This window comes from Paraburkholderia phenoliruptrix (assembly GCF_047325075.1).
GTDB lineage: Bacteria > Pseudomonadota > Gammaproteobacteria > Burkholderiales > Burkholderiaceae > Paraburkholderia > Paraburkholderia phenoliruptrix.
In genome coordinates this window covers 2,495,554-2,518,943 of the sequence record NZ_CP168531.1, presented here as the reverse complement: position 1 = coordinate 2,518,943, position 23,390 = coordinate 2,495,554, and the positions used below count along the sequence as shown (strand labels likewise).

The following is a 23,390-nucleotide window of genomic DNA, read 5'->3' as shown; positions in this document are numbered from 1 at the left end:
AGCCGCCCGTAGGCGGCTTTTGTTTTTGAAGCGGCGATGAGACCCGCTTACTGGATCTTCGCGTTCTTGCGCAGACCTTCCTCGAACGCCTGCAGCTTTTCCTGCTGGATCTGCTGCACGATTTGCGGGCGCACCTGTTCGAGCGGCGGCGGCGTGATGCTGCGCACGTCGTCGACCCGGATGATGTGCCAGCCGAACTGCGTATGCACCGGCGTGTCGCTCATCTGGCCTTTCTGCAGATGCGTGGCCGCGTCCGCGAATTCCGGCACATAGGCCTTCGGATCCGACCAGTCGAGGTCGCCGCCGTTCTTGCCCGAGCCCGGATCCTTCGAATATTGCTTGGCCAGCTCTTCAAAGCTCGCGCCGCCCTTGATCTTCGCGATCAGATCTTTGGCCTGCTGCTCGTTGTCGACGAGGATGTGGTGCAGGTGATACTCCTTGCCGCCCGCGTCCTTGATCAACGCGTTGTAGCGCGCGGTGACTTCCGCGTCGGTCGGCGCATTCTTCTTCACGAAGTCTTCGATCAGCGCGCGCAGCACGACGGTTTGCTGAGCCACGGCGACTTGCGCCTTGATGTCCGGACGATTCTGCAAACCGCGGCGCAGCGCTTCCTGCATCAGCACTTCGCGATTCACGAGCTCTTCGCGCACGGCCATCTGCAATTGCGGCGTGTTCTGCTGGCCTTGATGAACCAGTTGATCGATCAGCGCGTCGGCGCGCGACTTGGGGATCGGCGTGCCGTTCACCACGGCGATGTTCTGTGCGATTGCAGGTGCGGCCGCGAACGCAGCCAGCAATACCCAAAGGCGGGTTTTCTTCAAGGTCATCGGAAGTTTTCCTAGCGGGACAACAAAGCGAATTCTTCGGGCGTGTAAGCCGTGATTACAAGGGCATGAATGCCGCGCTGCATGGCATCGGCCAGCGCATCATACACCATGCGATGCCGCGCCACGCGGGGCTTGCCGGCGAATGCCGCCGCCACGATCGTGACACTGAAATGGCCGCCCGCGGCGGCGCCCGCGTGGCCGGCGTGCTGCGCGCTGTCGTCGGTGATACGGATCGACGCGATGGGCGCGAGCGCGGCCGTGAGACGCGCCTCGATCAGCGCCGCGCGCTCGGCAGTGGTGGCGTGCATGAACGCGTCGCTCATGTCATTCCTCCTTCATGTACTTCGACAGCCACAGGCTTTGTCCGACGATAAACACCACCAGACAGCCCGTCGCGCCGAACAGTTTGAAATTGACCCACTGATCGGTCGTGTAGTTGTACGCGACGAACAGATTGAGCAGGCCGAGCAAGACGAAGAAGATCGCCCAGATCACGTTCAGCTTGCCCCAGATCGCGTGCGGCAGCGTGATCTGCTTGCCCATCATTGCTTCGATCAGGTTTTTGCTGAAGGCGAGTTGCGAGACGATCAGCACGACCGAGAACGCCCAGTAAAGCACGGTCGGCTTCCACTTGATGAAGGTGTCGTTATGCAGCACGAGCGTCGCGCCGCCGAATACGGTGACGACGCCAAGGCTCACCCACAGCATCGGGTCCACCTTGCGGTGGCGAAAGGCCACCCACGCGATCTGCACCAGCGTGGCGACGATCGCCACTGCCGTCGCCGTGAAGATGCCCCACACCTTGAAGGCGACGAAGAACAGGATGATCGGGAACAGATCGAACAGGAATTTCATTTCTGGACGGGAACTTGGAGAGTGGGTCGGAAGGGCAACGGTGCGTGCGGAAGACCAAAAAGCGCTGGGGGGAAAAGCCGCCCGCGCCCGACGGGCGGCGCCGCGCGGTGCATGTCTGGCGACGTGGGACGCACGGCGTGACTCGGCTGGCGTGCCCCCGGCTTCGCCCGTAAGCCGAGCGGGCCGATGCATGCCGCCGGGTGCGCGACGTCCGGACGGCTCGCCGCTTACTGCCGCCGGCCGCCAGCCGCCCGTCGAATCCCGCCGTCAGTGCAGAGCGCTGCCTTACTTGGGCTCGAATTGTAACGCAGCCGAATTGATGCAGTACCGAAGCCCCGTCGGTGCCGGACCGTCCTCGAATACATGGCCGAGATGCGCGCCGCAGTTCTTGCATTGCACCTCGATGCGCAACATGCCGTGCGAGCGGTCGGTTTTTTCGGCGATCACTTCGCCGTTGATCGGCTTGAAGTAGCTCGGCCAGCCGCAGCCGGCGTCGAATTTGGTGTCCGATTCGAAGAGCGGCGTACCGCAACAGACGCAGTCGTACACGCCGCGTTCCCAGTGATCGTGATAGCGGCCGGTGAACGGGCGCTCGGTGGCCGCGTGGCGCGTCACCTGATATTCGATGTCGGAAAGCTGCGCGCGCCACTCGGCGTCGTCTTTCTGCACCTTGGGGGCGTCGTGCTTGAGGTCGTCGGGATTATTCATGGTCGGTTCCTGTCTCATGCTTGTGTTGGGAGCGTGCCCGGCGCGTCAGGACGAGCAGCTCACTTCGAGCGAGCTCGCCCAGTCGGGCGGCAAGCCGGCATAGGCTTCGTGCTCCGGCTGTTCGTCGAACGGACGGCGCAGCACGGCGGCGAGGCGCTCCACTTCGGAAAAATCCTTCTCTTTCGCGCGGCAGATTGCCGTTTCCGCCAGATGATTGCGAAGGACGAATTTGGGGTTGACCCGGTTCATTGCAATGGCGCGCGCGGCGTCGTCGCGTGTTTCGTGGGACAGCCGCGCGCGGTAGTCGTTCGCCCATGCGTCGAACGCGGCACGATCGAGAAACAGATCGCGCACCGGCGCGTCGCCGCTCGCGTCGTGCTTCGACAGGCGCGCGAGGTTGCGAAAGGTCAGCGTGAAATCCGCACGATTGGCGTGCATCACGTCGAAAAGGCGGTTCGCGAGGGCCGCATCGCCTTCGCGTGCGTCTTCCAGCCCGAGCTTGGCGAGCATGCGGCGCTCGAGCGCAGGACCGAAGCGGTCCTTGAAGCCGGCGAGCACCTGCTGCGCGTCTTCAATCGATTTGTCGCCGCGCACCGTGTCCTCGTACCGTTCGCCGAGCAGCGGCAAAAGTCCCTGCGCGAGGCAAAAGAGATTCCAGTACGCAATTTGCGGTTGCATCCGGTAGGCATAACGGCCCTGCGAATCCGAGTGATTGCAGATATAGCCGGCGTCGAAGCCGTCCATGAAGCCGAACGGACCGTAGTCGATCGTCAGGCCGAGAATCGACATGTTGTCGGTGTTCATGACGCCGTGGCAAAAGCCCACTGCCTGCCATTCGACCATCAGGTCCGCTGTCGACATCACCGCTTCGTTCAGCAACGCGAGGTACGGATCGTCGGCTTCGCGGCAATGCGGATAGAAACGCTCGATCACATGGTCGGCGAGCGCGCGCAACGCGTCGGTGCGGTCGTTCGAATAGAAGTGCTCGAAATGCCCGAAGCGCACGAAGCTCGGCGCGACGCGGGTGACCACCGCGGCCGTCTCGATCTCCTCGCGCCGCACAGGCTGGTCCGAGCCAATCACGCAGAGCGCACGCGTGGTCGGAATGCCGAGATGATGCATCGCCTCCGAGCACAGGAACTCGCGAATCGACGAGCGCAGCACCGCGCGGCCGTCGCCCATGCGCGAGTAGGGCGTGCGCCCCGCGCCTTTGAGCTGCAGTTCGTAGCGGCGGCCCTCGTGTTCGACTTCGCCCAGTCCGAGCGCGCGGCCGTCGCCGAGCTGACCCGCCCATACGCCGAACTGATGTCCCGAATAGACCGACGCGTAGGGCAGCGCCTCGGACGGCCACTCGCGCGTCGCGTTACCCGAAAACAGTTCGGCGAAGCCCGGGTCGGTTTCGAGCCCGGGCTCTAATCCGAGCATCGCCGCGGTGTCGGCCGAGAAACCTACGAGGTACGGCGCGTTGAGCGGCGCGGCCGGCAGGCGCGTGAGAAATGTGCTGCCGAGCCGCGCGAACGCGTTGTCGGTGGAGGTGAAAAGAGCTTCGGAAAGTGCCGCCAGAGGCCCGGACAGGCCTGCAATGCTTGGGGAAAACGACATGTTGAGCGCCTCACTATTAACCGATATTGTAAGTCCGCACCCGCGGCGCTGCTGGCGGGCCGGCGGTGCCTTGCCCCGCGGGCCGTGCGTGGCGATGCGCGAGGACGCGCGGGCGCGCTTGTCGACTGCTTCAGCAATTTCACTGCCGCGGCGCTGTCTGGCGAACGGCGCTCATCCGATTCGCATTCCCCGAAAGCACAAGGCAAGGAGACGACTCTTTATGACGATGCCGCTGCTTGGCCAGATGATGGACGTGCCCCTCACCGTGTCCTCGCTGCTTGCGCATGCCGCGCGGCATTTCGGCAGCGCCGAGATCGTGTCGCGGCGCATTGAAGGCGACATCCACCGTTACACCTATCGGGACTGCGAACAGCGCGCGAAGCAACTGGCGCAGGCGCTGATCGCGCTCGGCGTTCAACCCGGCGAGCGCGTCGCGACGCTCGCGTGGAACGGCTACCGGCATCTCGAAACGTATTACGGTACGACCGGCTTCGGCGCCGTATGTCACACGATCAACCCGCGCCTCTTTCCGGACCAGATCGCCTACATCGTCAATCACGCCGACGACGCCTACGTGCTGTTCGACACCACGTTCGCGCCGCTCGTCGACGTGCTCGCGCCGCAGTGTCCGAAAGTGCGCGGCTGGATTGCGCTCGCCGACGAAGCGCATCTGCCCGCCATGCAAACCCCCGCGCTGAGCTACGAAACGCTGGTGAACGCACAGGACGGCCGGTTCGAGTGGCCGCTCATCGACGAGCGCGAGGCGTCGTATCTCTGCTATACGTCGGGCACCACCGGCAATCCGAAAGGCGCGCTGTACTCGCATCGCTCGACCGTGCTGCATGCGTTCGGTGCCTCCTTGCCCGATGCCATGGGCCTCTCCGCGCGCGACTCCGTGCTGCCCGTCGTGCCCATGTTCCACGTCAACGCGTGGGGCATTCCGCACGCCGCGCCGCTCACCGGCGCGAAGCTCGTGCTGCCCGGCAAGGACCTCGACGGCAAGTCGCTCTTCGAACTGATGGAAAACGAGCGCGTCACCTATTCGGCCGGCGTGCCGACCGTCTGGCTCGGCCTGCTCAACTATCTGCGGGAGACCGGCTCGCGTTTTTCGTCGCTGGAGCGCACGGTGATCGGCGGCTCCGCGTGTCCGCCCGCGATGCTGCGCACCTTCGTCGACGACTACGGCGTGCAGGTCATTCATGCGTGGGGCATGACGGAGATGTCGCCGCTCGGCACGCTGTCGAAACTCACGTGGGAACAGTCGCAGCGGCCGGTGGCCGAGCAGCGCAAGCTACTGGAAAAGCAGGGCCACGCGCTTTACGGCGTCGACATGAAGATCGTCGGCGACGACGGTCAGGAACTGCCGTGGGACGGCGTCGCGTTCGGCGATCTGTATGTGCGCGGACCCTGGGTGATCGACCGGTATTTCCGCAAGGACGACTCGCCGCTCGTGGACGGCTGGTTCCCGACCGGCGACGTGGCGACCATCGACCGCGACGGCTTCCTGCAGATCACGGACCGCTCCAAAGACGTGATCAAGTCGGGCGGCGAATGGATCAGTTCGATCGACGTCGAAAACGTGGCGATCGCGCATCCGGCCGTCGCGGAAGCCGCGTGCATCGCATGCGCGCATCCCAAATGGACGGAGCGGCCGCTCCTTGTCGTGGTCCGGCGCGCGGGACACGAGGTGACGCGGGAAGAACTGCTCGCCTTCTACCAGGGCAAGGTCGCCAAATGGTGGATTCCCGACGACGTCGTGTTCGTCGACGAATTGCCGCATACGGCCACCGGCAAGCTGCAAAAGCTCAAGCTGCGCGACATGTTCCGCGACCATGTGCTGCCGTCCGCGCTGGAAGAACGCATGGATCAAGGAGGCTGCCCGCTCGCCAGGGGAAACCCTGTCTGACGATAAATTGAACGACCGTGCTTTTGTGTGTATTCTGCCTGCTGACACGGGAGCCGCCGACCTAAGCTGAAGGCGAGGGTCGGCGCAGTCGGGCCGGACGGCTCGATGGATCACGAGCGGCGCGCGCAGCGCCGCCTCATCTCATGGATGCGATGCATCGCACGGAGGCAGGCAGATGGCAGTGGACTACACGACTCATGACGGCGTGGCCGTCATCACGCTGAACAATCCTCCGGTCAACGGCCTTGGGCTGTCGACGCGCGCGGGGATCGTCGAAGGCATCGAGCGCGCACAGCGCGACCCGGCCATTCGGGCCATCGTACTGACAGGCGCGGGCAAGGCCTTCTCGGGCGGCGCGGACATCACCGAATTCAATACGCCGAAAGCGACGCAGGAGCCCACGCTCGCCACCGTCATCAAGATCGTGGAAGGCAGCGCGAAGCCGGTGGTCGCGGCCATTCACAGCGTGGCCATGGGCGGCGGCCTTGAACTCGCGCTCGGCGCCCACTACCGCATCGCCGCGCCCGGCGCGCAGATTGCGTTGCCCGAAGTGAAGCTCGGCATCCTGCCGGGCGCGGGCGGCACGCAGCGCTTGCCGCGCGCCATCGGGCTCGAAGCCGCGCTCAACATGATCGTGTCCGGCGCGCCGGTCGATTCGCAGAAACTCGCCGGTTCCGGCCTTTTCGATGAACTCGTGGAAGGCGATCTCGCCGAAGCGGCGCTTGCGTTCGCGCGCAAGGTCGGCGCACAGGCGGGCCCGCACCCGAAAGTGCGCGAGCGCAAGATCGACCATCCGAACGCCGAGGGCTTCATCCAGTTCGCGCGCAACAGTGTCGCGGCTGTCGCGAAGCATTTTCCGGCGCCGCTCAAGTGTATCGACGCGGTTGAAGCGGGCGTCAAGCACGGCTTCGACAAAGGCCTCGCGTTCGAGCGCGAGTGCTTCGTGGCGCTCGTGCAAACGCCCGAGAGCCGCGCGCTGCGTCATGCGTTCTTCGGCGAACGCGCGGCGAGCAAGATTCCCGACGTGCCCGCCGATACACCCGTGCGCGAGATCCGCCGGGTCGCGGTGATCGGCGCGGGCACGATGGGCGGCGGCATCGCGATGAACTTCGTCAACGCGGGCATTCCGGTGACGCTGCTCGAGACGAAGCAGGAAGCGCTGCAGCGCGGCCTCGCCACGATCCGCGGCAATTACGAGGCGAGCGTGAAGAAGGGCAAGCTCAAAGCCGGAGCGCTGGAAGCGCGCATGGCGCTCATCACGCCCACGCTCTCCTACGACGATCTGAAGGACGCAGACCTGATCGTGGAAGCGGTGTTCGAGGAGCTCGGCGTGAAGGAGCAGGTGTTCCGGCGTCTTGACGAAATCGCGAAGCCCGGCGCCATTCTCGCGTCCAATACCTCCACGCTCGACGTGAACCGGATCGCCGCGTTCACGAAGCGTCCGCAAGACGTGGTCGGCATGCACTTCTTCAGCCCGGCCAATGTGATGAAGCTGCTGGAAGTGGTGCGCGGCAGGGAGACCGCGAAGGACGTGCTCGCCACCGTCATGAAACTCGCTAAACAGATCCGCAAGACGGCGGTGGTGTCCGGCGTCTGCGACGGCTTTATCGGCAACCGGATGATCGAGCAATACATCCGCCAGGCGCTTTTCATGCTGGAAGAGGGCGCGCTGCCCGCGCAGGTGGATCGCGCCATTGAGAAGTTCGGCTTCGCGATGGGGCCGTTCCGCATGAGCGATCTGGCGGGCAACGACATCGGCTGGGCCATCCGCAAGCGCCGCTATCAGGAACAGCCTGATCTGCACTACTCGAAGATCGCCGACCGCCTGTGCGAGACGGGGCGCTTCGGCCAGAAAACCGGCGGCGGCTGGTACGACTACGTGGCGGGCGAGCGCACCGCGCGCCCGTCGAAACTCGTCGACGACATGATCGTCGCCTACTCGAAAGAAGTGAACGCGGAACGCCGCAAGATCGGCGACGACGAAATCGTCGAGCGGCTCGTGTTTGCGCTCGTGAACGAAGGCGCGAAGATTCTCGAAGAAGGCATTGCGTCGAAGGCGTCGGATATCGACATGGTCTATCTGACCGGCTACGGCTTTCCGCTGCATCGCGGCGGGCCGATGCTCTACGCGGACACGGTCGGGCTTTACAACGTCGAGCGCGCGATCCGCCGCTATGCCGCGCAGCCGAACGGCGACGCGTGGCAGCTTGCCGCGAGCATCGCCGAACTCGCGGCAGCGGGCCGCGGCTTTAACGGCTGAACCGGCTGAACCGACATAAGCGCCGCTTACTACGAACGACTCAGGTGGCGCTTCTTTGCATTGCCGCGCATCGACGCGCGCGCCACCATCGACACTGAATGAACACGCAGGAGATTCGCATGACCGACGCCGTAATCGTATCGACCGCTCGCACCGGGCTCGCCAAATCGTGGCGCGGCGGTTTCAACATGACCCACGGCGCGACGCTCGGCGGCCACGTGACGAAAGCCGCCGTGGAGCGCGCGAAGCTCGATCCGGCGCGCATCGAGGACGTCATCATGGGCTGCGCGAATCCGGAAGGCGCAACGGGTATGAACATCGCGCGGCAGATCGCCTTGCGCGCCGGCTTGCCGGTCAGCGTGCCCGGCATGACGGTGAACCGCTTCTGTTCGTCCGGACTGCAAACTATTGCGCTCGCCGCGCAGCGGGTGATTGCCGGCGAGGGCGACGTGTTCGTCGCGGGCGGCGTGGAATCCATCTCCTGCGTGCAGAACGAGATGAACCGCCACATGATGACCGACGGCTGGCTCGCCGAGCACAAGCCGGAGATTTACTGGTCGATGTTGCAGACCGCCGAGAACGTCGCAAAACGCTATGCCATTTCGAAGGAACGTCAGGACGAATACGGCGTGCGCTCGCAGCAGCGCGCGGCGGCCGCGCTGGAGGCCGGCCGCTTCAAGGAGGAGATCGTGCCGTTGACCGTGCTCGCAGGCGTCGCCGACAAGGCGACCGGCCGCCTCTATACGAAGGAGTTGACCGTCAGCGGCGACGAGGGCATTCGCGCGGACACCACCCTCGAAGGCGTCTCGAAGATCCGCACCGCGCTGCCAGGCGGCGTCATCACCGCGGGCAATGCGAGCCAGTTTTCCGACGGCGCGTCGGCCTGCGTAGTGATGAACGCGAAGCTCGCCGAGCGCGAAGGGCTGCAGCCGCTCGGCATTTTCCGCGGTTTCGCCGTGGCCGGTTGCGAGCCGGACGAAATGGGCATTGGCCCGGTGTTCGCGGTGCCGAAGCTGCTGAAACAGGCCGGCCTGACAGTGGACGACATCGACTTGTGGGAACTGAATGAAGCGTTCGCCGTACAGGTGCTGTATTGCGCGGACAAGCTCGGCATCGACCATGACCGGCTGAACGTGAACGGCGGCGCGATCGCGGTGGGGCATCCGTACGGCGTATCCGGCGCGCGGCTCACCGGGCACGCGCTGATAGAAGGCAAGCGGCGCGGCGCGAAGCTCGTCGTGGTCACGATGTGTATCGGCGGCGGGCAGGGCGCGGCGGGTCTCTTCGAAGTGGCGTGATAAGTGGCGTCATAGGTGGCGTAATCACGGCAGGGCGCCACCTGCCGCCGGCAGGCTCAGGGTGCCCTGGTCGATGAAACGGGTGGTGCCGAACGGGCCGCCCGCGAGCTTGCCGCGCAGGACATATGGAACCTGCCCCGACTCCGCGGCGCCGGCGAAAGCAAAGGCCTGGCGCACCGCGGCGAACGCGGGCACCGTCAGCGGCACGTTCAGCACCGTTTCGCCGAAGCGCGGCACGGTGCCGCTCTGATCGCTCACGCCGCTCGCGAACGATTTGCCGTTCAGGTCGAGATCGAGCGAGACGCCGTTGAAGCTGACCGCCGAATCATTCGGATTCTGCACCCGCAGCTTGACGTTAAAGCGCATTTCAAGACCTTGGCCTTCGAGGGGTTCGATGCCGGCCACGTTCACGCGCAGCGGATCGCCGCCGAATAAGCCGGCGCATGCGGTGAGCGTCAGCGCAAAGGTAACGAGAGCGCACCACGCGGCCGTACGGCGGAGGCTCGCACTGAACAACATGCGGACGAAGGACATGACCGGCACCTCGAAGAGCGGATAGGGTCATGCATTGTAGCGGGCGGCCTGCCGCGCACCGAAGCACGTCAGGCGGCGCGCCGTAGCGTCGCTCTGGCCAATGCGGCCAACTGGCGCGCGACATGGCCGGCCAGCAAGCGGCTTTTTGCGGCGCTCTGCGACGCTTGCAGCGCGAAAGCCGCCGCTTCCGCGCGCGCCGCGCTGATCGACACCACGCCGCGTTGCAGCAGCACGAAGCATTGTCCTTCGCGCAGCATGATCGACGTGAACGGAACAGCGTCGCAAAGCCATGCGAGCGAGTGGTCGCGGAACGCGAGCTGCAGATCGCCTTCCACCGCGACCACGGCGCTGCGAGCACGCAAGTCGTGCAGGGCAATCTGGCCGGCGGCGAGGCGGCATACATTGAGGGTGGCGCGAGACATGGTGGTTTCCTTCGGTACCGTTTGCATGCCACCCAGCTTATTGACGCGGCGTCGGCGAAAACAGCCGCAGCCGGCGATCATCTGAACCGGTACAAGACGGTGGTTTCACGTGCTGTATCGGTCGAAATGGAGGCCATGTGTATCTGTCGCCGCGCGTGGACCGTGCGCACCATCGGCGCATGAGCCGATCAGCGCACACGCCAGCACGAAGGCCAACACACTCGCCAGCACACAGCCAACAGCAGCGTCAACCCGAACGCCGACACCACCGCCCATGCAAGCGCACACCGTCAAGCCCCTCGAGCCCCTCAAGCCCGGCAAGCCGCCGAACGATGCCCCAGCGGACGAGCCGCTCTATCGTCAACTGGCGGCCCAATATCGCCGCGCGATCCGTCATGGCGTACTGCGTCCCGGCGAGCGCATGCCGTCGATGCGCGCCTTCATGCAGCGTCACGGCGTGAGCCTCGCGACGGCGACCGAGAGTTATCGCGTGCTGGAACGTGAGGCGCTGATCGAGGCGCACCCGCGCTCCGGTTACTTTGTGCGCGCATTGAAAAGCGCCGCCTTGCCGGCCGCGTCCGAACCGGACCTGGCGAGCCTGCCCGGCGCCGCGCAGTTCGTCGGCATCCACTCGACCATTTCCGCGATCGTCTCGCAACTGCAGCGCTATCCGGAGGCATTCAACCTGGGCGGCGCGACCGCCTCGTCCGATCTTTATCCGACCGATGCGCTGCAAAAAGCCGCGCTGCGCGCGTTGCGCCGGCGGCCCACGCTGCTCACCGCCGCCGGTGCCGAGCAGGGCGACCCGGCGTTGCGCGGAATCATCGCGCGCCGTGCGCTCGACGCCGGCATTCAGATCGGCGCCGACGACATCATCATGACGCACGGCGGCATCGAGGCCGTCAATCTCGCGCTGCGAGCGGTCACGCAGCCGGGCGACACCGTCGCCGTCGAGTCGCCGTGCTTCTTCGGCTTGCTGCAGGCGCTCGAAAGCCTCGGGCTGCGCGCGCTGGAAATTCCGGCGAGCCCGAGCACCGGTCTTGCCATCGAGGCGCTCGACTTCGCGTTGCATACGCATCCCGACATCAAGGCCGTGGTGGTCGTGCCGAATCTGCAGAATCCGCTCGGCTGCGTGATGCCCGATTCGCACAAGGCGAGGCTCGTCGAGCTGTGCGCGCGAGCAGGCATCGCGCTGATCGAGGACGACCCGTATCGCGAGCTCGTCGACAGCGCGAAGCCGCTGCGCTCGCTGAAGGCCTGGGACACGGACGGCACCGTGATTCATTGCACCTCGTTCAACAAGACGCTCGCGCCCGGCATGCGGGTCGGCTGGATCCATGGCGGGCGCTGGCATCCGCGTATCGGCATGCTAAAGTTCGCGCAGTCGCGTCACAACGAGCAGTTGTCGCAGGTCGTGCTCGCGGAATTTCTGGAGACGAACGCCTATGAGCGGCATCTGCGGCGCTTGCGCGAGCGTTTGAGGCTGCAACGCGAGCGGATGGCGGCGGCGCTTGCGGCGTCGTTTCCCGAGGGCACGCGCTTCACGCCGCCCGCCGGCGGCATTTTCTTCTGGGTCGAGCTGCCGCGCACGGTGTCGTCGGCCGCTTTTTTCGACGCTGCGCTGAAAGAGGGCATTCGCGTGATGCCCGGCACCGTGTTTTCCAACGCGGGCCGCTTCGATCACTTCATCCGCCTCAGCTGTCCGAGCACGGACCTCGATCTCGCCGACGAAGCGCTGCGCCGGCTCGGGCGGCTCGCGACCGCGATGGCGGCGCGCGCGTCGGCGCGGGCCGCGTGAGCGCAATCGGGCTTCGGCGCGCGCGCGGACCCGCCCGCCGGCTGTAACGCTGTCGGCCGCAAAGCCGACGCCTGCGCGCCACCGCGAAACGCCACAGCGGGTATCATTTCTGCTCTTGCGGCACGGTGCGCCGCGCGTGAAGCTCGCTGCACCGGCGGCTCATTCGTGCATCTTCGCCGTGCCCGCACATCGAGACAAGGAACACTGAAAGCCGCAATGACCGATTCACCTTCATCCACCGCAGGCGGCGCGTCGCTGCCCGAGAGTCCTTTTGTCGACCGGCTCGGCGCGCAACTCGTGTCGGCAGCGGACGGCGCGAGCGAAGTCGTGCTGTCCCTGTTGCCGGAGCACATGAATACGTGGGACGTCGCGCATGGCGGCGTGACCATGACGCTCGCCGACGTCGCGCTGGCCATGGCCGCGCGCAGTCTCGCGGGTGACGGCGTCGGCGTCGTCACCGTCGAAATGAAGGTCAACTTCATGGAGCCGGGCCGCGGCGAACTGCGCGCGAGCGCGCGCGTGCTGCACCGGTCGACCACCATGGCCTATTGCGAAGGCGAGATCCGCGACAGCGAGGGACACTTCGTCGCGAAGGCGCTTGGCACCTTCAAATACATGCGCCGCCTCGCCGTAGGCCGCGATGTGACGCGTCAGCGTCTGCGCAGCGACCCGTCGGCGAAACCCGGTCCCAGCGACGGTTAAGCACACGCGCCACAACAGAGCAAGCGGCCCATCCGCAACCCAAGGAGACGATCGACATGCCACAGATCAACCGCCAGTTCGTGCTGGCTTCGCGTCCACAAGGCGCCGTCACGCCCGGCAACTTCCGCCTCGTCGAAACGCCGCTCGCGCCGCTCGCGGAGGGCGAAATCCGCGTGCGTAATCACTACCTGTCGCTCGATCCCTATATGCGCGGCCGCATGAACGACAGCAAGTCGTACGCGCCGCCGCAGCCGCTCGATGAAGTGATGATCGGCGGGACGGTCGGCGAAGTGGTCGAGTCGAAGAACCCGAAGTTCGCGGTCGGCGACAAGGTGGTCGCGATGTTCGGCTGGCAGGAATACGGCACGTCGAACGGCGCGGGCGTGCAGAAAGTCGACGACACGCATGTGCCGCTGTCGGCTTATCTCGGCGCGGTCGGCATGCCGGGCGTGACCGGGTGGTACGGCCTGAACCGCATCATTGCGCCGAAGGCGGGCGAGACCGTCGTGGTCAGCGCGGCGAGCGGAGCGGTGGGCAGCGTGGTGGGGCAACTGGCGAAGCTGGCCGGCGCGCGGGCGGTGGGCATCGCCGGCGGCGAAGAAAAGTGCCGCTACGTGGTGGAGACGCTCGGCTTCGACGCGTGTGTCGACTACAAGGCCGGCAATCTGTATCAGGACCTGAAGGCGTCGACGCCCGACGGCGTCGACGGTTGTTTCGAGAACGTCGGCGGCGAGGTGCTCGACGCGACGCTCGCGCGCATGAACCCGTTCGGCCGCATCGCACTATGCGGATACATCGCGGGCTACGACGGCGGGCCCGTGCCGCTCAGGCACCCGTCGCTGATACTGACGCAGCGCCTCTGCCTGCAGGGCTTCATCGTGAGCGAGCATATGGATGTCTGGCCGGAGGCGCTCAAGCAGCTCGGCACGCTGGTCGCGCAGAAGAAGCTGCAGTATCGCGAGAGCATCGCACGAGGGCTGGATGCCGCGCCCGAGGCGTTTATCGGCCTGCTCAAGGGCAGGAACTTCGGCAAGCAGCTGGTCAAGCTGATCTGAGCGAGCCAGCGGTGCGGCTCGGCGCGGCGAGCGAGGCGCCTGTTGCGCCGCCCATCGAGCCGCGTAGGCAAGCGAGCGTGGACAAAAAACAGCTCATCACGGAGTCGACGGATGTTCGAATTTGCAGGGAAGGTCGCGGTCATCACCGGCGCGGCGAGCGGCTTTGGCGAGGCGTTCGCGCAGAAGGCCGCGGCGCTGGGCATGAAGCTCGTGCTCGCGGACGTGAACGCCGACGCGCTCGCGCAAACCGTCGAAGCGTTGCGCGCAGCCGGCGCCGAGGCGATCGGCGTGCCTGCCGACGTGTCGAGCGCGGCGCAGGTCGAGGCGCTCGCCCACGCCGCGCTCGACGCATTCGGCAAGGTCCATCTGCTCTTCAACAACGCGGGCGTGGGCTCGGGCGGCTTCCTGTGGGAGAGCTCGGCGAACGACTGGGCGTGGGTGTTGGGCGTGAATGTGATGGGCGTCGCGCACGGCGTGCGTGTGTTCGCGCCGATCATGCTCGCGCAGAAGGAGCCGGCGCATATCGTGAACACGGCGTCCGTGGCGGGTCTTTTGTCGCCACCCGCAATGGGCGTGTACAACGCCTCGAAGCACGCGGTCGTGTCGCTCACCGAGACGCTTTATCACGACCTGCAACTCGCGCAGGCCGGGCGCGATGCGACGAGCGTAGTCGGCTGTTCGCTGCTGTGTCCGGCCTTCGCGCCGACCGGCATCGCGGATGCGGAGCGCGCGCGGCCCGCGGAGCTGCGCAACGAAAACCAGCCGACGCGCTCGCAGATCGCCGCCGGCAAGCAATTGCAGCGCGCCGTACGAGCCGGCAAGCTCAGCGCGGCGGAAGTCGCCGGGCTCACCTTCGACGCCATCGCAAAACGGCGCTTCTACATCATCACCCACCCGGCCATCATGGCGACAGTCAGGCTGCGTCACGCGGATATCGAGCAGTTGCGCGATCCGACCGATCCGATGTCGCTGAAGCCGGAAGTCACGCGCGCGGCTGCCGACTGAAGCCGATGCCGCGCTTGACACTGCACATGACACCGCACGCCATGCCGCGCGTTTTTTCAACCTCCCGCGCCTCTTCGCCGTTTCACCTCACATGCCCTTGAATCCGAAGATCGAGCAGGTGCTCGACATGATCGCGCGCGCAAAGCGCCCGAAGCTCCACGAGATGACGCCGCAAGCGGCGCGCGCGTCGTACGAGAAAAGCGCGCCGATTCTCGAGATCGCGAGCGCGCCGATGTTCGCCGTGGAAGACCTGCGCATCCCGACCCGCGACGGCGCGACGATCGGCGCGCGCCTTTATCACGCGCAGGCGCCGAGCTGGGCCGAGCCCGCCGCGTCGCTCGTCTACTACCACGGCGGCGGCTTCACCGTGGGCAGCGTGAATACGCACGACGCGCTTTGCCGGATGTTCGCGCGCGACGGCAAGTGCGCGGTGCTCTCGGTGGATTACCGGCTCGCGCCCGAACACAAATTCCCGACCGCTGTCGACGATGCTTTCGACGCGCTCGCCTGGCTGCACGGGCACGCCGCGGAGTTGGGCATCGACCATGAGCGGCTCGCCGTGGGCGGCGACAGCGCGGGCGGCACGCTCGCGACGGTCAGCGCCGTGCTCGCGCGCGACGCCGGTATGGCGCTCGCGCTGCAGTTGCTGATTTACCCGGGCACGACCGGCTATCAGCAGACCGATTCGCACTCGCGTCTCGCCGACGGCTTCCTGCTCTCGGGCGAGACGATTCAATGGTTCTTCGAGCAGTACGTGCGCGGCACGCGCGATCGCGATGACTGGCGATTCGCGCCGCTCGACGGCACGCGCGGCGCGCCGGATTTCAGCGGCCTTGCGCCGGCATGGATCGCGACCGCCGAATACGATCCGCTGAGCGACGAGGGCGACGCCTATGCGGACAAACTGCGCGCCTTCGGCAACGCCGTGACGCTTACGCGCTATCCCGGCATGATTCACGAGTTCTTCAAGATGGGCGGCTTCGTGCCCGAGGTCGCGCGCGCGCATGAGGACGCCGCCGCGGCATTGCGCGCGGCATTCGGCGAGGATTGAAGGATCAGGCGATGGCGCGCTCGACGTTGAACGCGAAGCTGCGTTCGAAGTCGCCGGGCCGCACGACGCGGTGCGAGCCGTTGTCGTCGCTGCGCTCGGCCACCGCCACGCTGACCATCTCGCCGTTGGCGACGACTCGCAGCGCGGTCGTGCCGCGCGTTCCGTACTCGGGCGTTTCGATAAATGCCGCCGACAGCGCCCGTTCGCGCTCGAGCGGAATGCCGGTGGACGGCAGCTCGGCGTCGGGCGCGACGCGCGGGTCGCGCATCAGGTCGATCAGACGCTCGAGCGGCGGCATCGCGTTGCGTGCGAGCAGCGCGCCCAGTTCGCCACGCTTTTTGACGAGTTTCGGCCACGCGGTGTCGAGAATCGCATTCGAGATGCCGTGCGTGCCAGGCGCGAGCAGCGCGGGCGCGAGATTCGAGCGATTGCAGTACCAGGCAAGTTCGCGACGCGTCCAGTCGCCGACGAGCAGATTGAAACCGTTGTAAATGTCGCCGGTTCGCGCGACGCGCTGCAGATAGGCGAGGGGCGTCTCGTGTTCAGCGGTGCTGTCGCTGCCATTGTGGTTGCCATTCCCCCCGCCGTTCGCCGCGGCATTCCCGCCCACGAGCCAGTCGCTCACGAGCGTGCCGCGGGTCGGTGCATCGGCTCGCATTTCGTGCGGTGCCCGATAATTGGTGAGCGCGGCAAAGCGGCCGTCGCGCGACATGCCGAGCCACGTGCCGCCGCCCACCAGATCGCGGCCGGCCAGCACGCCCCGGGCGTCGTCCCACCAGCCGATCGGCTGAGCCGTGCGCCGGAAGAATTCGTCGCGATTGGCGGCCAGCGTGAACAGTGGGCCGTCGAGCGCATCGGGTCGCCAGTCGAACACGATCAGGCACATCGGGGATGTCTCCGGTTTATTGGATCGGAAAGTCGCGTCTGAACTTGCGGTCTAGCTTGCGTCAGCCCGCAAGGGCGAACAGGAAATCAGGCGAGGGCGCCGGCGAAAAGCGGCGCATGCGTCGACCGCACGGCGCCGCTGCGATGGGTACGGCGAGGCGTCGCTCAAACCTCGGTCGGCAGGCCGTAGGGCAGCGCGAGAAAGCGCAGCGCCGGGCCGTCCGCGGCGCCCAGATGCACGGAGCCGCCTTCCAGCGCCGCGAGCTTGATCTCCACGAGCACATCGACGCCGCCGTCCCGCGCCGACGCGGCGTTCACCACCATGCCGCAGGGCTGGCCCGGGTCGTCGGAGTGAAAGAGTTCCGCGCCCGCTTTCACGCTATCCAGCTCGCCCGCCACGTTGGCGAGCGAGGTGCGCCGCTTGATCGTGCCGCGGTACTGGCTGCGCGCCACCACTTCCTGGCCCGGGTAGCAGCCCTTCTTGAAGTTGACCGCGCCGAGCACGTCGAAATTGACCATTTGCGGCACGAACTGCTCGACCACCGGCTGCGTGATGCGCGGCTCGCCCGCACGAATGTCGAGCCAGTCCCACACCGCCGGCGACACCTGTTTGAGCTTTTCGCCGAGCGCGGGCAACTGCGCTTCCATCTGCGCCTTCGGCCCGATCCACAGATAGCGCAGGCGCTCGCAGGCGTCCGGCACGCGAATCAGCGAGCCCGCCGCGCCGTCCACCTTCACGTGGACGCCGTCCGGCAGCGCGTCGAACACGCCGGAGAGCGCCTTGCGCACGTCGCCCGCGAGACCGATCACCGCCAGCTCGCCGCTTGCATCCGCGAGTTTCGCCTTGGCGCGCAGGATGAACATGGAGAGCCGCTTCTGCACCGCCGCCTGCACGTCTTTGGAGACCAGCAGGCGAATCGTGTCGCCGCTGCGCCAGGTCAGGAACGAGGCCAGCAGGCGGCCCTTTGCCGAACAGTAGCCCGCGAGGCGCGCGTTGGCGGCGTCGAGGTGCTGCGTGTCGTTCGTCAACTGACCGTGCAGGAAGCTCGCCGCGTCGTCGCCCGTGGCGTCGATCACGCCGAACTGCGTGAGCACCGCGTAGGCGCCGTGCTGGAGGACGGCGTCGAACTCATCGGGTAAGGGGCGCGGCAGGATCGGCAGCGCCGCCGCGGCCGGGCTCGACGGGGTGCCGGCCGAGGGGTTGCCTGAAGGTGCACCTGCGGGGTTGCCTGCGAGGTTGCCTGCGGGGTTGCCTGATTCAGTAGCGAGCGGTGTGTTCATGGATTCCGGGAACAGTCAATTCTGACTTTGGCTAAGGCAAACAAGTATTATATGCAGTCCAACCCAGCCACGTTTTCATGTCCTTCTTCAAGAAATGTTTGATCGCCGGTTCGACTGTCGTCGTGCTGGCCGCAGCCGCGATTGCTGGCGGATACCACTGGGCCACGAGCCCGCTCGAGCTGAATCCCGCGCAACTCGACGTCACCGTCAAGCCGCACAGCAGCCTGCGCAGCGTCACGCTGCAGCTCAATCGCGGCGGTGTGCCGGTCGAGCCGGAGCTCTTCGTCATCATGACGCGGCTCCTCGGCCTGCAAAGCGAACTGAAGTCGGGCAATTACGAGTTCAAAACCGGTGTGACGCCGTACGAAGTGTTGCAGAAAATCGCTCGCGGCGACGTCAACGAATACGTGGCGACCATTATCGAAGGGTGGACGTTCAAGCGCATGCGCGCCGAGCTCGATGCGAACCCGGCGCTCAGGCACGACAGCGTCGCCATGAGCGACGCGCAGCTAATGAGCGCGATCGGCGCGCCCGAGGCGTCGATCGGCAACGGCGAGGGGCTGTTTTTCCCGGACACCTATCTGTTCGACAAGAACACGAGCGACCTCGACGTCTACCGCCGCGCTTATCGTCTGATGCACGCGCGGCTCGACGAGGCATGGCTCGCGCGCGCGCCGAACCTGCCGTACCGAACGCCGTATGAGGCGCTCATCATGGCGTCGATCATCGAAAAGGAAACCGGCAAGAAATCCGACCGCGCCATGGTGGCCGCCGTGTTCGCGAACCGCCTGCGCGTGGGCATGCCGCTGCAGACGGACCCCACCGTGATCTACGGCATGGGCGAGGGCTACACCGGCCACATCCGCAAGAAGGACCTGCAGACGGACACTCCTTACAATACCTACACCCGCATGGGCCTCCCGCCCACGCCGATTTCGCTGCCCGGCGTCGCCTCGCTGCAGGCGGCGATGAACCCGGCGCAGACGAGCGCGTTGTACTTCGTCTCGCGCGGCGACGGCAGCAGCATCTTTTCCGACACCCTCGGCGATCACAACAAGGCCGTGGACAAATACATTCGAGGGCAATAAATGGCGCGCGGCAAATTCGTCACGTTCGAAGGCATCGACGGCGCCGGCAAGACGACGCATCTGGCCTGGTTCCGCGAGCGGCTCGAGCAGAAAGTGGCGGCCACCGGCCGCTCCGTCGTCATGACGCGCGAGCCGGGCGGCACGCCGCTCGGCGAGCAGATTCGCGAAATCGTGCTGCATCAGAAAATGGATCTGGAAACCGAGGCGCTGCTGATGTTCGCGCTGCGCCGTCAGCATCTCGCGGAAGTGATCGAGCCGGCGCTCGCGCGCGGCGACTGGGTGCTGTCGGACCGTTTCACCGACGCCACGTTTGCCTACCAGGGCGGCGGGCGCGGGCTGCCGCGCGACAAGCTGGAAACGCTCGAGCGCTGGGTGCAGGGCGGCTTCCAGCCGGATCTGACCGTGCTGTTCGATCTCGCGCCGGAAATCGCCAACGAACGGCGCAGCGCGGCGCGCGACCCCGATCGCTTCGAGAGCGAATCGGCGGCATTTTTCGAGCGCACGCGCGCCGAATATCTGCGCCGCGCGGAAGAAGCGCCTTACCGTTTCGCTATCATTGACTCTTCGCAGAGCATTGTGCGCATTCAGAAGCAGCTTGAAGAACTGATCCTAAGCCTTTGATTATGCGTTGATATAACAGCGATTCATGATCCACGAAAAGCTCGCGTAACGCACGAGGCAACGCGCTCAACAGTTTGATTTTAAAGACGAATAATGATTTATCCGTGGCAAGCCGATGATTGGAACCGCCTGCAGCAATTGCGCGGCCACTGGCCGCACGCGCTGCTGCTGCACGGCCAGGCGGGCATCGGCAAGCTGCGCTTCGCGCAGCACCTCGCCCAAGGCCTCCTGTGCGAGGACCGGCAGGAGAACGGCGAGCCCTGCGGCGCGTGCGTCGCGTGTAACTGGTTCGCGCAGGGCAATCATCCCGACTACCGTATCGTCGTGCCCGAGGCGCTAGCCGCCGAGGCCGGCCTCGGCAACGGCGCCGAGGACAAAGCCGAAAAAGCCGACGGTGACGAGGGCAAGAAAACGCGCGCGCCCAGCAAGGAAATCAGGATCGAGCAGATTCGCGGCTTGCTGGACTTCGTCGGCGTAGGCTCGCACCGCGGCGGCGCACGGGTGGTCGTGCTGTACCCGGCCGAAGCGCTGAACGTCGCGGCGGCCAACGCGCTGCTGAAGACGCTGGAGGAGCCGCCCGCGGGCGTCGTGTTCCTGATGGTGTCGGCACGGATCGACCGGCTCTTGCCCACCATCATCAGCCGTTGCCGCCAATGGCCGATGAGCCTGCCGGCGCCGCAAGCCGCCACCGGATGGCTTGCCGCGCAAGGCGTGGAAGAAGCACCGGCGCTGCTCGCCGAGGCGGGCGGTGCGCCGCTCACGGCGCTCGCGCTTGCCAGTGACGAAAACCGCGCGTTGCGCGACTGGACGCTCAAGCAACTGGCCGCGGGCCCGCAGTGCGACGCCTTCGCCTGCGGCGAGGCGCTGCAGAAGCTGCCGGTCCCGCTCGTGCTCGGCTGGCTGCAGCGCTGGATGTACGATCTGCTGGCTCAGCGCACCGCCGGTGCGCCGCGCTATTTTCCGCAGGCGTCGGCGGCATTGACGCGTTGCGCGGCGCAGGCCGACGCCAGCGCGTTCGCGCGCTTCATGCGGACCGTCACGCGGCAGCGTGCGGTCGAGAATCATCCGCTGAACGCGCGGCTCGTGTTCGAGGAACTGTTTCTCGGCTACCGCGAGTTGTTTGCATGATGCGGCGCAGCCCGGCCCGCGTCGCTTTCATTTTTCCCCGCCAGCCGTCCATCATTCAAACGCCGACAGCACCATGAGTCTTTCTTACCGCGATGCCACGCTCGACGATCTGCCCGCCATCGTCGCCATTTACAACTCGACGATCGCCTCGCGCCAGGTGACCGCCGACCTCGAACCGGTCAGCGTCGAAAGCCGGGTGGCGTGGTTTCATGCGCACGGGCCGCAGAAACGCCCGCTGTGGGTCGTGGAAGACGCCGAGGAGCGCGGCCGCGTGATCGCATGGCTCAGCTTTTCGGACTTTTATGGCCGCCCGGCCTATCAGCGCACCGCCGAAGTCAGCATCTATCTGGACGAACGCGCGCGCGGCAAGGGCCTCGGCAAGCAGATGCTGGCGGCCTCGCTCGCGGCGGCGCCGGCGCTCGGCATCGACACGGTGCTCGGCTTTATCTTCGGCCACAATGAGGCGAGCCTGCGGCTCTTCCGCGGGTTCGACTTCGACACGTGGGGGTCGCTGCCGCGCGTCGCCGTGCTGGACGGCGTGGAGCGCGATCTGGTCATTCTCGGCAAGCGGCTCGACACGCCGCGCGCAGCCGGCTGACCCGCCTCACGCATCCCTTTGCAGGACATCACTATGTTTGTCGATTCGCACTGTCACATCAATTTCGAAGGACTCGCCGACCGCCTGCCGCAGGTGCTCGAGAACATGCGCAGCCACTCGGTCACGCACGCGCTGTGCGTGTCCGTCGACCTGGAGACGCTGCCGTCCGTGCTCGATATCGCGAGCCGGCACGAGAACGTGTACGCGTCCGTGGGCGTGCATCCGGACCACGAGCACATGCGCGAGCCGAGCGTCGCCGAACTGGTCGAGCTCGCCCAACATCCCAAAGTGGTGGCGATCGGCGAGACCGGCCTTGACTATTACCGTCTGGAAGGCCGCTCGATCGCCGATATGGAATGGCAGCGCGAGCGCTTTCGCACGCATATCCGCGCGGCCCACGTGACCGGCAAGCCGCTCATCGTCCATACGCGCGCGTCGTCGGAAGATACGCTGCGCATCATGGCCGAGGAGCGCGCGAGCGAGCCGGGCGGCGTCATGCATTGCTTCACCGAGCCGTGGACGGTGGCCGAGCAGGCGCTTGCACAGAACTTTTACATCTCGCTGTCGGGCATCGTCACGTTCAAAAGTGCGACCGACGTGCAGGACGTGGCGCGCCGCGTGCCGCTGGAACGGCTGCTGATCGAGACCGATTCGCCGTACCTCGCGCCGGTGCCGTATCGCGGCAAACCCAATGAACCTGCGTACGTGAGTTATGTCGGACGTTTCATCGCGCAGCAACGCGAGATGACGGACGCGGCGCTCGCCGCCGCGACGACGCAAAACTTCTTTCGCCTTTTCAAGCTTCCCGCGCCTGTTGGGGCCTGAAGAAGGTACTAAAATCAATCGGATAGGGCCGAGCTCTAAAGTAAAACATGATGAATGATTCGACGTTGACTCACGCACCGCACACCGCAAGCACCCAAGCCTCCGTGGGCTCCTCGATCCGCCGCGGCGTCTCGCGCGCGGCGCTGGCCGCGACCCTCGCGTGCGCCGCGCTGAGCTCGCTGATCGCCGCGCCGGCTGTGGCCGCGCCGATCGACTCGCTGATCAAGTCGGTCAAATTCGACGATGTCGACGGCGTCAAAAAGCTCCTCGCCAAGGGCATGGACCCGAACAGCGTCGACAATCAGGGCATGCCGCTCCTCGTGCTCGCCGCGCGCGAGAAGTCCGACAAGGTCGGCGCCGTGCTGCTTGCGAATCCGAAGACGAACATCGAGATCGAGGACAAAGCCGGCGAAAACGCGATGATGATGGCCGCGCTGAACGGCGACCTCGACTTCGTCAAGCAGTTGATCGCCAAAGACGCCGAGGTCAACAAGAAGGGCTGGGCGCCGCTGCACTACGCTGCCGCGAACGGCCACGACGACGTCGTGAAACTCCTGCTCGACCATTCCGCCTACGTGGACGCCGGCTCGCCGAACGGCACCACGCCGTTGATGATGGCCGCGCGCGGCGGCCATGTGTCGACGGTGAAGCTGCTGCTCGACAACGGCGCGGATCTGACCGTGAAGAATCAGATCGGCATGACGGCGCTGGATTTCGCGAAGACCTACAAGGAGCCGGACGTGGTCGAGGGCCTGAGCGCCCGGCTGCAGCAGATGCAGCAGAAGTGACGCGGGCGCAGAGGCTCTGCGCCGTTCGCGCCTCTTCCTGCCTCAATGCACTGCCTGAATGCACTGCGTCAATGCATTCCTGAGTGCATTCCCGAATGCACTGCCCGAAGTTGTCCGAAGTCATCGCCTGCACTTATTGGCTGAAGATAGCGG

The 23,390-nt window shown here is 65.9% G+C and carries 23 protein-coding genes; 14 read left to right on the top strand and 9 right to left on the bottom strand.

Translation table 11 applies throughout. The features are described from left to right. Window positions 1-47: 47 nt before the first annotated feature. The 5 genes from ACEN8U_RS23305 to ACEN8U_RS23285 form a co-directional block, all read right to left on the bottom strand. Window positions 48-827 carry a peptidylprolyl isomerase gene (locus tag ACEN8U_RS23305; protein ID WP_015002622.1) on the bottom strand — a complete coding sequence of 260 codons (780 nt, stop codon included), beginning with the start codon at window positions 825-827 and terminating at the stop codon, window positions 48-50. Between the two features lie 11 nt (window positions 828-838). Further along, window positions 839-1,150: a BolA family protein gene (locus tag ACEN8U_RS23300; RefSeq protein ID WP_015002621.1), complete on the bottom strand. Its 312-nt coding sequence runs from the start codon at window positions 1,148-1,150 to the stop codon at window positions 839-841. Between the two features lies 1 nt (window position 1,151). Continuing rightward, entirely contained in the window at window positions 1,152-1,682 is a 531-nt protein-coding gene (locus tag ACEN8U_RS23295) for a septation protein A (RefSeq protein WP_013588356.1), read from the bottom strand. A gap of 285 nt (window positions 1,683-1,967) precedes the next feature. Next, complete coding sequence (msrB, locus tag ACEN8U_RS23290) at window positions 1,968-2,390, bottom strand: peptide-methionine (R)-S-oxide reductase MsrB (RefSeq protein ID WP_013588355.1); 423 nt, start codon at window positions 2,388-2,390, stop codon at window positions 1,968-1,970. Window positions 2,391-2,435: 45 nt separating this feature from the next. Further along, the gene (locus ACEN8U_RS23285) at window positions 2,436-3,992 is read right to left on the bottom strand and encodes a protein adenylyltransferase SelO (protein WP_015002620.1); all 1,557 of its coding nucleotides are present in this window, start codon (window positions 3,990-3,992) and stop codon (window positions 2,436-2,438) included. A 220-nt stretch (window positions 3,993-4,212) separates the two neighbouring features. Here ACEN8U_RS23285 and ACEN8U_RS23280 point away from each other — a divergent pair, with 220 nt between their 5' ends. The 3 genes from ACEN8U_RS23280 to ACEN8U_RS23270 all read left to right on the top strand — a co-directional run bounded on the left by ACEN8U_RS23280 (window position 4,213) and on the right by ACEN8U_RS23270 (window position 9,456). Next, on the top strand, window positions 4,213-5,898 hold the full coding sequence (locus ACEN8U_RS23280; protein ID WP_015002619.1) for a 3-(methylthio)propionyl-CoA ligase: 1,686 nt from the start codon (window positions 4,213-4,215) through the stop codon (window positions 5,896-5,898). Window positions 5,899-6,073: 175 nt separating this feature from the next. Next, a complete protein-coding gene (locus ACEN8U_RS23275) occupies window positions 6,074-8,158 on the top strand; it encodes a 3-hydroxyacyl-CoA dehydrogenase NAD-binding domain-containing protein (RefSeq protein ID WP_041745287.1) in 2,085 nt (694 codons plus the stop codon). Between the two features lie 119 nt (window positions 8,159-8,277). Continuing rightward, complete coding sequence (locus ACEN8U_RS23270) at window positions 8,278-9,456, top strand: acetyl-CoA C-acyltransferase (RefSeq protein WP_041746153.1); 1,179 nt, start codon at window positions 8,278-8,280, stop codon at window positions 9,454-9,456. Between the two features lie 24 nt (window positions 9,457-9,480). Here the strand turns inward: ACEN8U_RS23270 and ACEN8U_RS23265 are convergent, their stop codons facing one another. After that, entirely contained in the window at window positions 9,481-9,990 is a 510-nt protein-coding gene (locus tag ACEN8U_RS23265) for an LEA type 2 family protein (protein ID WP_041745285.1), read from the bottom strand. A 68-nt stretch (window positions 9,991-10,058) separates the two neighbouring features. Continuing rightward, the gene (locus ACEN8U_RS23260) at window positions 10,059-10,412 is read right to left on the bottom strand and encodes a hypothetical protein (protein WP_041746151.1); all 354 of its coding nucleotides are present in this window, start codon (window positions 10,410-10,412) and stop codon (window positions 10,059-10,061) included. Window positions 10,413-10,686: 274 nt separating this feature from the next. Between ACEN8U_RS23260 and ACEN8U_RS23255 the strand changes: the two genes are divergently transcribed. From ACEN8U_RS23255 to ACEN8U_RS23235, 5 genes are all read left to right on the top strand, one after another. Next, entirely contained in the window at window positions 10,687-12,210 is a 1,524-nt protein-coding gene (locus tag ACEN8U_RS23255) for a PLP-dependent aminotransferase family protein (RefSeq protein WP_015002614.1), read from the top strand. A gap of 216 nt (window positions 12,211-12,426) precedes the next feature. Continuing rightward, window positions 12,427-12,912: a PaaI family thioesterase gene (locus ACEN8U_RS23250; protein ID WP_015002613.1), complete on the top strand. Its 486-nt coding sequence runs from the start codon at window positions 12,427-12,429 to the stop codon at window positions 12,910-12,912. A gap of 56 nt (window positions 12,913-12,968) precedes the next feature. Beyond that, window positions 12,969-13,967 (top strand): NADP-dependent oxidoreductase, encoded by a 999-nt coding sequence (locus tag ACEN8U_RS23245; RefSeq protein ID WP_015002612.1) that lies wholly within the window; start codon window positions 12,969-12,971, stop codon window positions 13,965-13,967. A gap of 111 nt (window positions 13,968-14,078) precedes the next feature. Further along, on the top strand, window positions 14,079-14,972 hold the full coding sequence (locus ACEN8U_RS23240; protein WP_015002611.1) for an SDR family oxidoreductase: 894 nt from the start codon (window positions 14,079-14,081) through the stop codon (window positions 14,970-14,972). A 91-nt stretch (window positions 14,973-15,063) separates the two neighbouring features. Then, window positions 15,064-16,023 (top strand): alpha/beta hydrolase, encoded by a 960-nt coding sequence (locus ACEN8U_RS23235; protein WP_041745283.1) that lies wholly within the window; start codon window positions 15,064-15,066, stop codon window positions 16,021-16,023. 4 nt (window positions 16,024-16,027) lie between these two features. Here the strand turns inward: ACEN8U_RS23235 and ACEN8U_RS23230 are convergent, their stop codons facing one another. Further along, a complete protein-coding gene (locus ACEN8U_RS23230) occupies window positions 16,028-16,909 on the bottom strand; it encodes an NRDE family protein (RefSeq protein ID WP_015002609.1) in 882 nt (293 codons plus the stop codon). Between the two features lie 164 nt (window positions 16,910-17,073). Then, window positions 17,074-18,189, bottom strand: coding sequence for a YgfZ/GcvT domain-containing protein (locus tag ACEN8U_RS23225; protein ID WP_015002608.1), 1,116 nt, complete (start codon window positions 18,187-18,189; stop codon window positions 17,074-17,076). A gap of 77 nt (window positions 18,190-18,266) precedes the next feature. Here ACEN8U_RS23225 and mltG point away from each other — a divergent pair, with 77 nt between their 5' ends. The 6 genes from mltG (at window position 18,267) to ACEN8U_RS23195 (ending at window position 23,237) form a co-directional block, all read left to right on the top strand. Continuing rightward, a complete protein-coding gene (gene mltG, locus ACEN8U_RS23220; protein WP_015002607.1) occupies window positions 18,267-19,277 on the top strand; it encodes an endolytic transglycosylase MltG in 1,011 nt (336 codons plus the stop codon). Then, window positions 19,278-19,898 (top strand): dTMP kinase, encoded by a 621-nt coding sequence (gene tmk / locus ACEN8U_RS23215; RefSeq protein ID WP_015002606.1) that lies wholly within the window; start codon window positions 19,278-19,280, stop codon window positions 19,896-19,898. Between the two features lie 93 nt (window positions 19,899-19,991). Next, window positions 19,992-21,026, top strand: a complete 1,035-nt coding sequence (locus tag ACEN8U_RS23210) for a DNA polymerase III subunit delta' (protein WP_015002605.1) — start codon at window positions 19,992-19,994, stop codon at window positions 21,024-21,026. A 73-nt stretch (window positions 21,027-21,099) separates the two neighbouring features. Continuing rightward, window positions 21,100-21,624 (top strand): GNAT family N-acetyltransferase, encoded by a 525-nt coding sequence (locus ACEN8U_RS23205; RefSeq protein WP_015002604.1) that lies wholly within the window; start codon window positions 21,100-21,102, stop codon window positions 21,622-21,624. Between the two features lie 33 nt (window positions 21,625-21,657). Further along, window positions 21,658-22,449: a TatD family hydrolase gene (locus tag ACEN8U_RS23200; RefSeq protein ID WP_015002603.1), complete on the top strand. Its 792-nt coding sequence runs from the start codon at window positions 21,658-21,660 to the stop codon at window positions 22,447-22,449. 47 nt (window positions 22,450-22,496) lie between these two features. Beyond that, window positions 22,497-23,237 carry an ankyrin repeat domain-containing protein gene (locus tag ACEN8U_RS23195; RefSeq protein WP_015002602.1) on the top strand — a complete coding sequence of 247 codons (741 nt, stop codon included), beginning with the start codon at window positions 22,497-22,499 and terminating at the stop codon, window positions 23,235-23,237. Window positions 23,238-23,390 lie beyond the last annotated feature (153 nt).

Coding starts and splice junctions, on each gene's coding strand:
- ACEN8U_RS23305 (WP_015002622.1), bottom strand. CDS start 827: ATGACCTTGAAGAAAACCCGCCTTTGGGTATTGCTGGCTGCGTTCGCG.
- ACEN8U_RS23300 (WP_015002621.1), bottom strand. CDS start 1,150: ATGAGCGACGCGTTCATGCACGCCACCACTGCCGAGCGCGCGGCGCTG.
- ACEN8U_RS23295 (WP_013588356.1), bottom strand. CDS start 1,682: ATGAAATTCCTGTTCGATCTGTTCCCGATCATCCTGTTCTTCGTCGCC.
- msrB (WP_013588355.1), bottom strand. CDS start 2,390: ATGAATAATCCCGACGACCTCAAGCACGACGCCCCCAAGGTGCAGAAA.
- ACEN8U_RS23285 (WP_015002620.1), bottom strand. CDS start 3,992: ATGTCGTTTTCCCCAAGCATTGCAGGCCTGTCCGGGCCTCTGGCGGCA.
- ACEN8U_RS23280 (WP_015002619.1), top strand. CDS start 4,213: ATGACGATGCCGCTGCTTGGCCAGATGATGGACGTGCCCCTCACCGTG.
- ACEN8U_RS23275 (WP_041745287.1), top strand. CDS start 6,074: ATGGCAGTGGACTACACGACTCATGACGGCGTGGCCGTCATCACGCTG.
- ACEN8U_RS23270 (WP_041746153.1), top strand. CDS start 8,278: ATGACCGACGCCGTAATCGTATCGACCGCTCGCACCGGGCTCGCCAAA.
- ACEN8U_RS23265 (WP_041745285.1), bottom strand. CDS start 9,990: ATGTCCTTCGTCCGCATGTTGTTCAGTGCGAGCCTCCGCCGTACGGCC.
- ACEN8U_RS23260 (WP_041746151.1), bottom strand. CDS start 10,412: ATGTCTCGCGCCACCCTCAATGTATGCCGCCTCGCCGCCGGCCAGATT.
- ACEN8U_RS23255 (WP_015002614.1), top strand. CDS start 10,687: ATGCAAGCGCACACCGTCAAGCCCCTCGAGCCCCTCAAGCCCGGCAAG.
- ACEN8U_RS23250 (WP_015002613.1), top strand. CDS start 12,427: ATGACCGATTCACCTTCATCCACCGCAGGCGGCGCGTCGCTGCCCGAG.
- ACEN8U_RS23245 (WP_015002612.1), top strand. CDS start 12,969: ATGCCACAGATCAACCGCCAGTTCGTGCTGGCTTCGCGTCCACAAGGC.
- ACEN8U_RS23240 (WP_015002611.1), top strand. CDS start 14,079: ATGTTCGAATTTGCAGGGAAGGTCGCGGTCATCACCGGCGCGGCGAGC.
- ACEN8U_RS23235 (WP_041745283.1), top strand. CDS start 15,064: ATGCCCTTGAATCCGAAGATCGAGCAGGTGCTCGACATGATCGCGCGC.
- ACEN8U_RS23230 (WP_015002609.1), bottom strand. CDS start 16,909: ATGTGCCTGATCGTGTTCGACTGGCGACCCGATGCGCTCGACGGCCCA.
- ACEN8U_RS23225 (WP_015002608.1), bottom strand. CDS start 18,189: ATGAACACACCGCTCGCTACTGAATCAGGCAACCCCGCAGGCAACCTC.
- mltG (WP_015002607.1), top strand. CDS start 18,267: ATGTCCTTCTTCAAGAAATGTTTGATCGCCGGTTCGACTGTCGTCGTG.
- tmk (WP_015002606.1), top strand. CDS start 19,278: ATGGCGCGCGGCAAATTCGTCACGTTCGAAGGCATCGACGGCGCCGGC.
- ACEN8U_RS23210 (WP_015002605.1), top strand. CDS start 19,992: ATGATTTATCCGTGGCAAGCCGATGATTGGAACCGCCTGCAGCAATTG.
- ACEN8U_RS23205 (WP_015002604.1), top strand. CDS start 21,100: ATGAGTCTTTCTTACCGCGATGCCACGCTCGACGATCTGCCCGCCATC.
- ACEN8U_RS23200 (WP_015002603.1), top strand. CDS start 21,658: ATGTTTGTCGATTCGCACTGTCACATCAATTTCGAAGGACTCGCCGAC.
- ACEN8U_RS23195 (WP_015002602.1), top strand. CDS start 22,497: ATGATGAATGATTCGACGTTGACTCACGCACCGCACACCGCAAGCACC.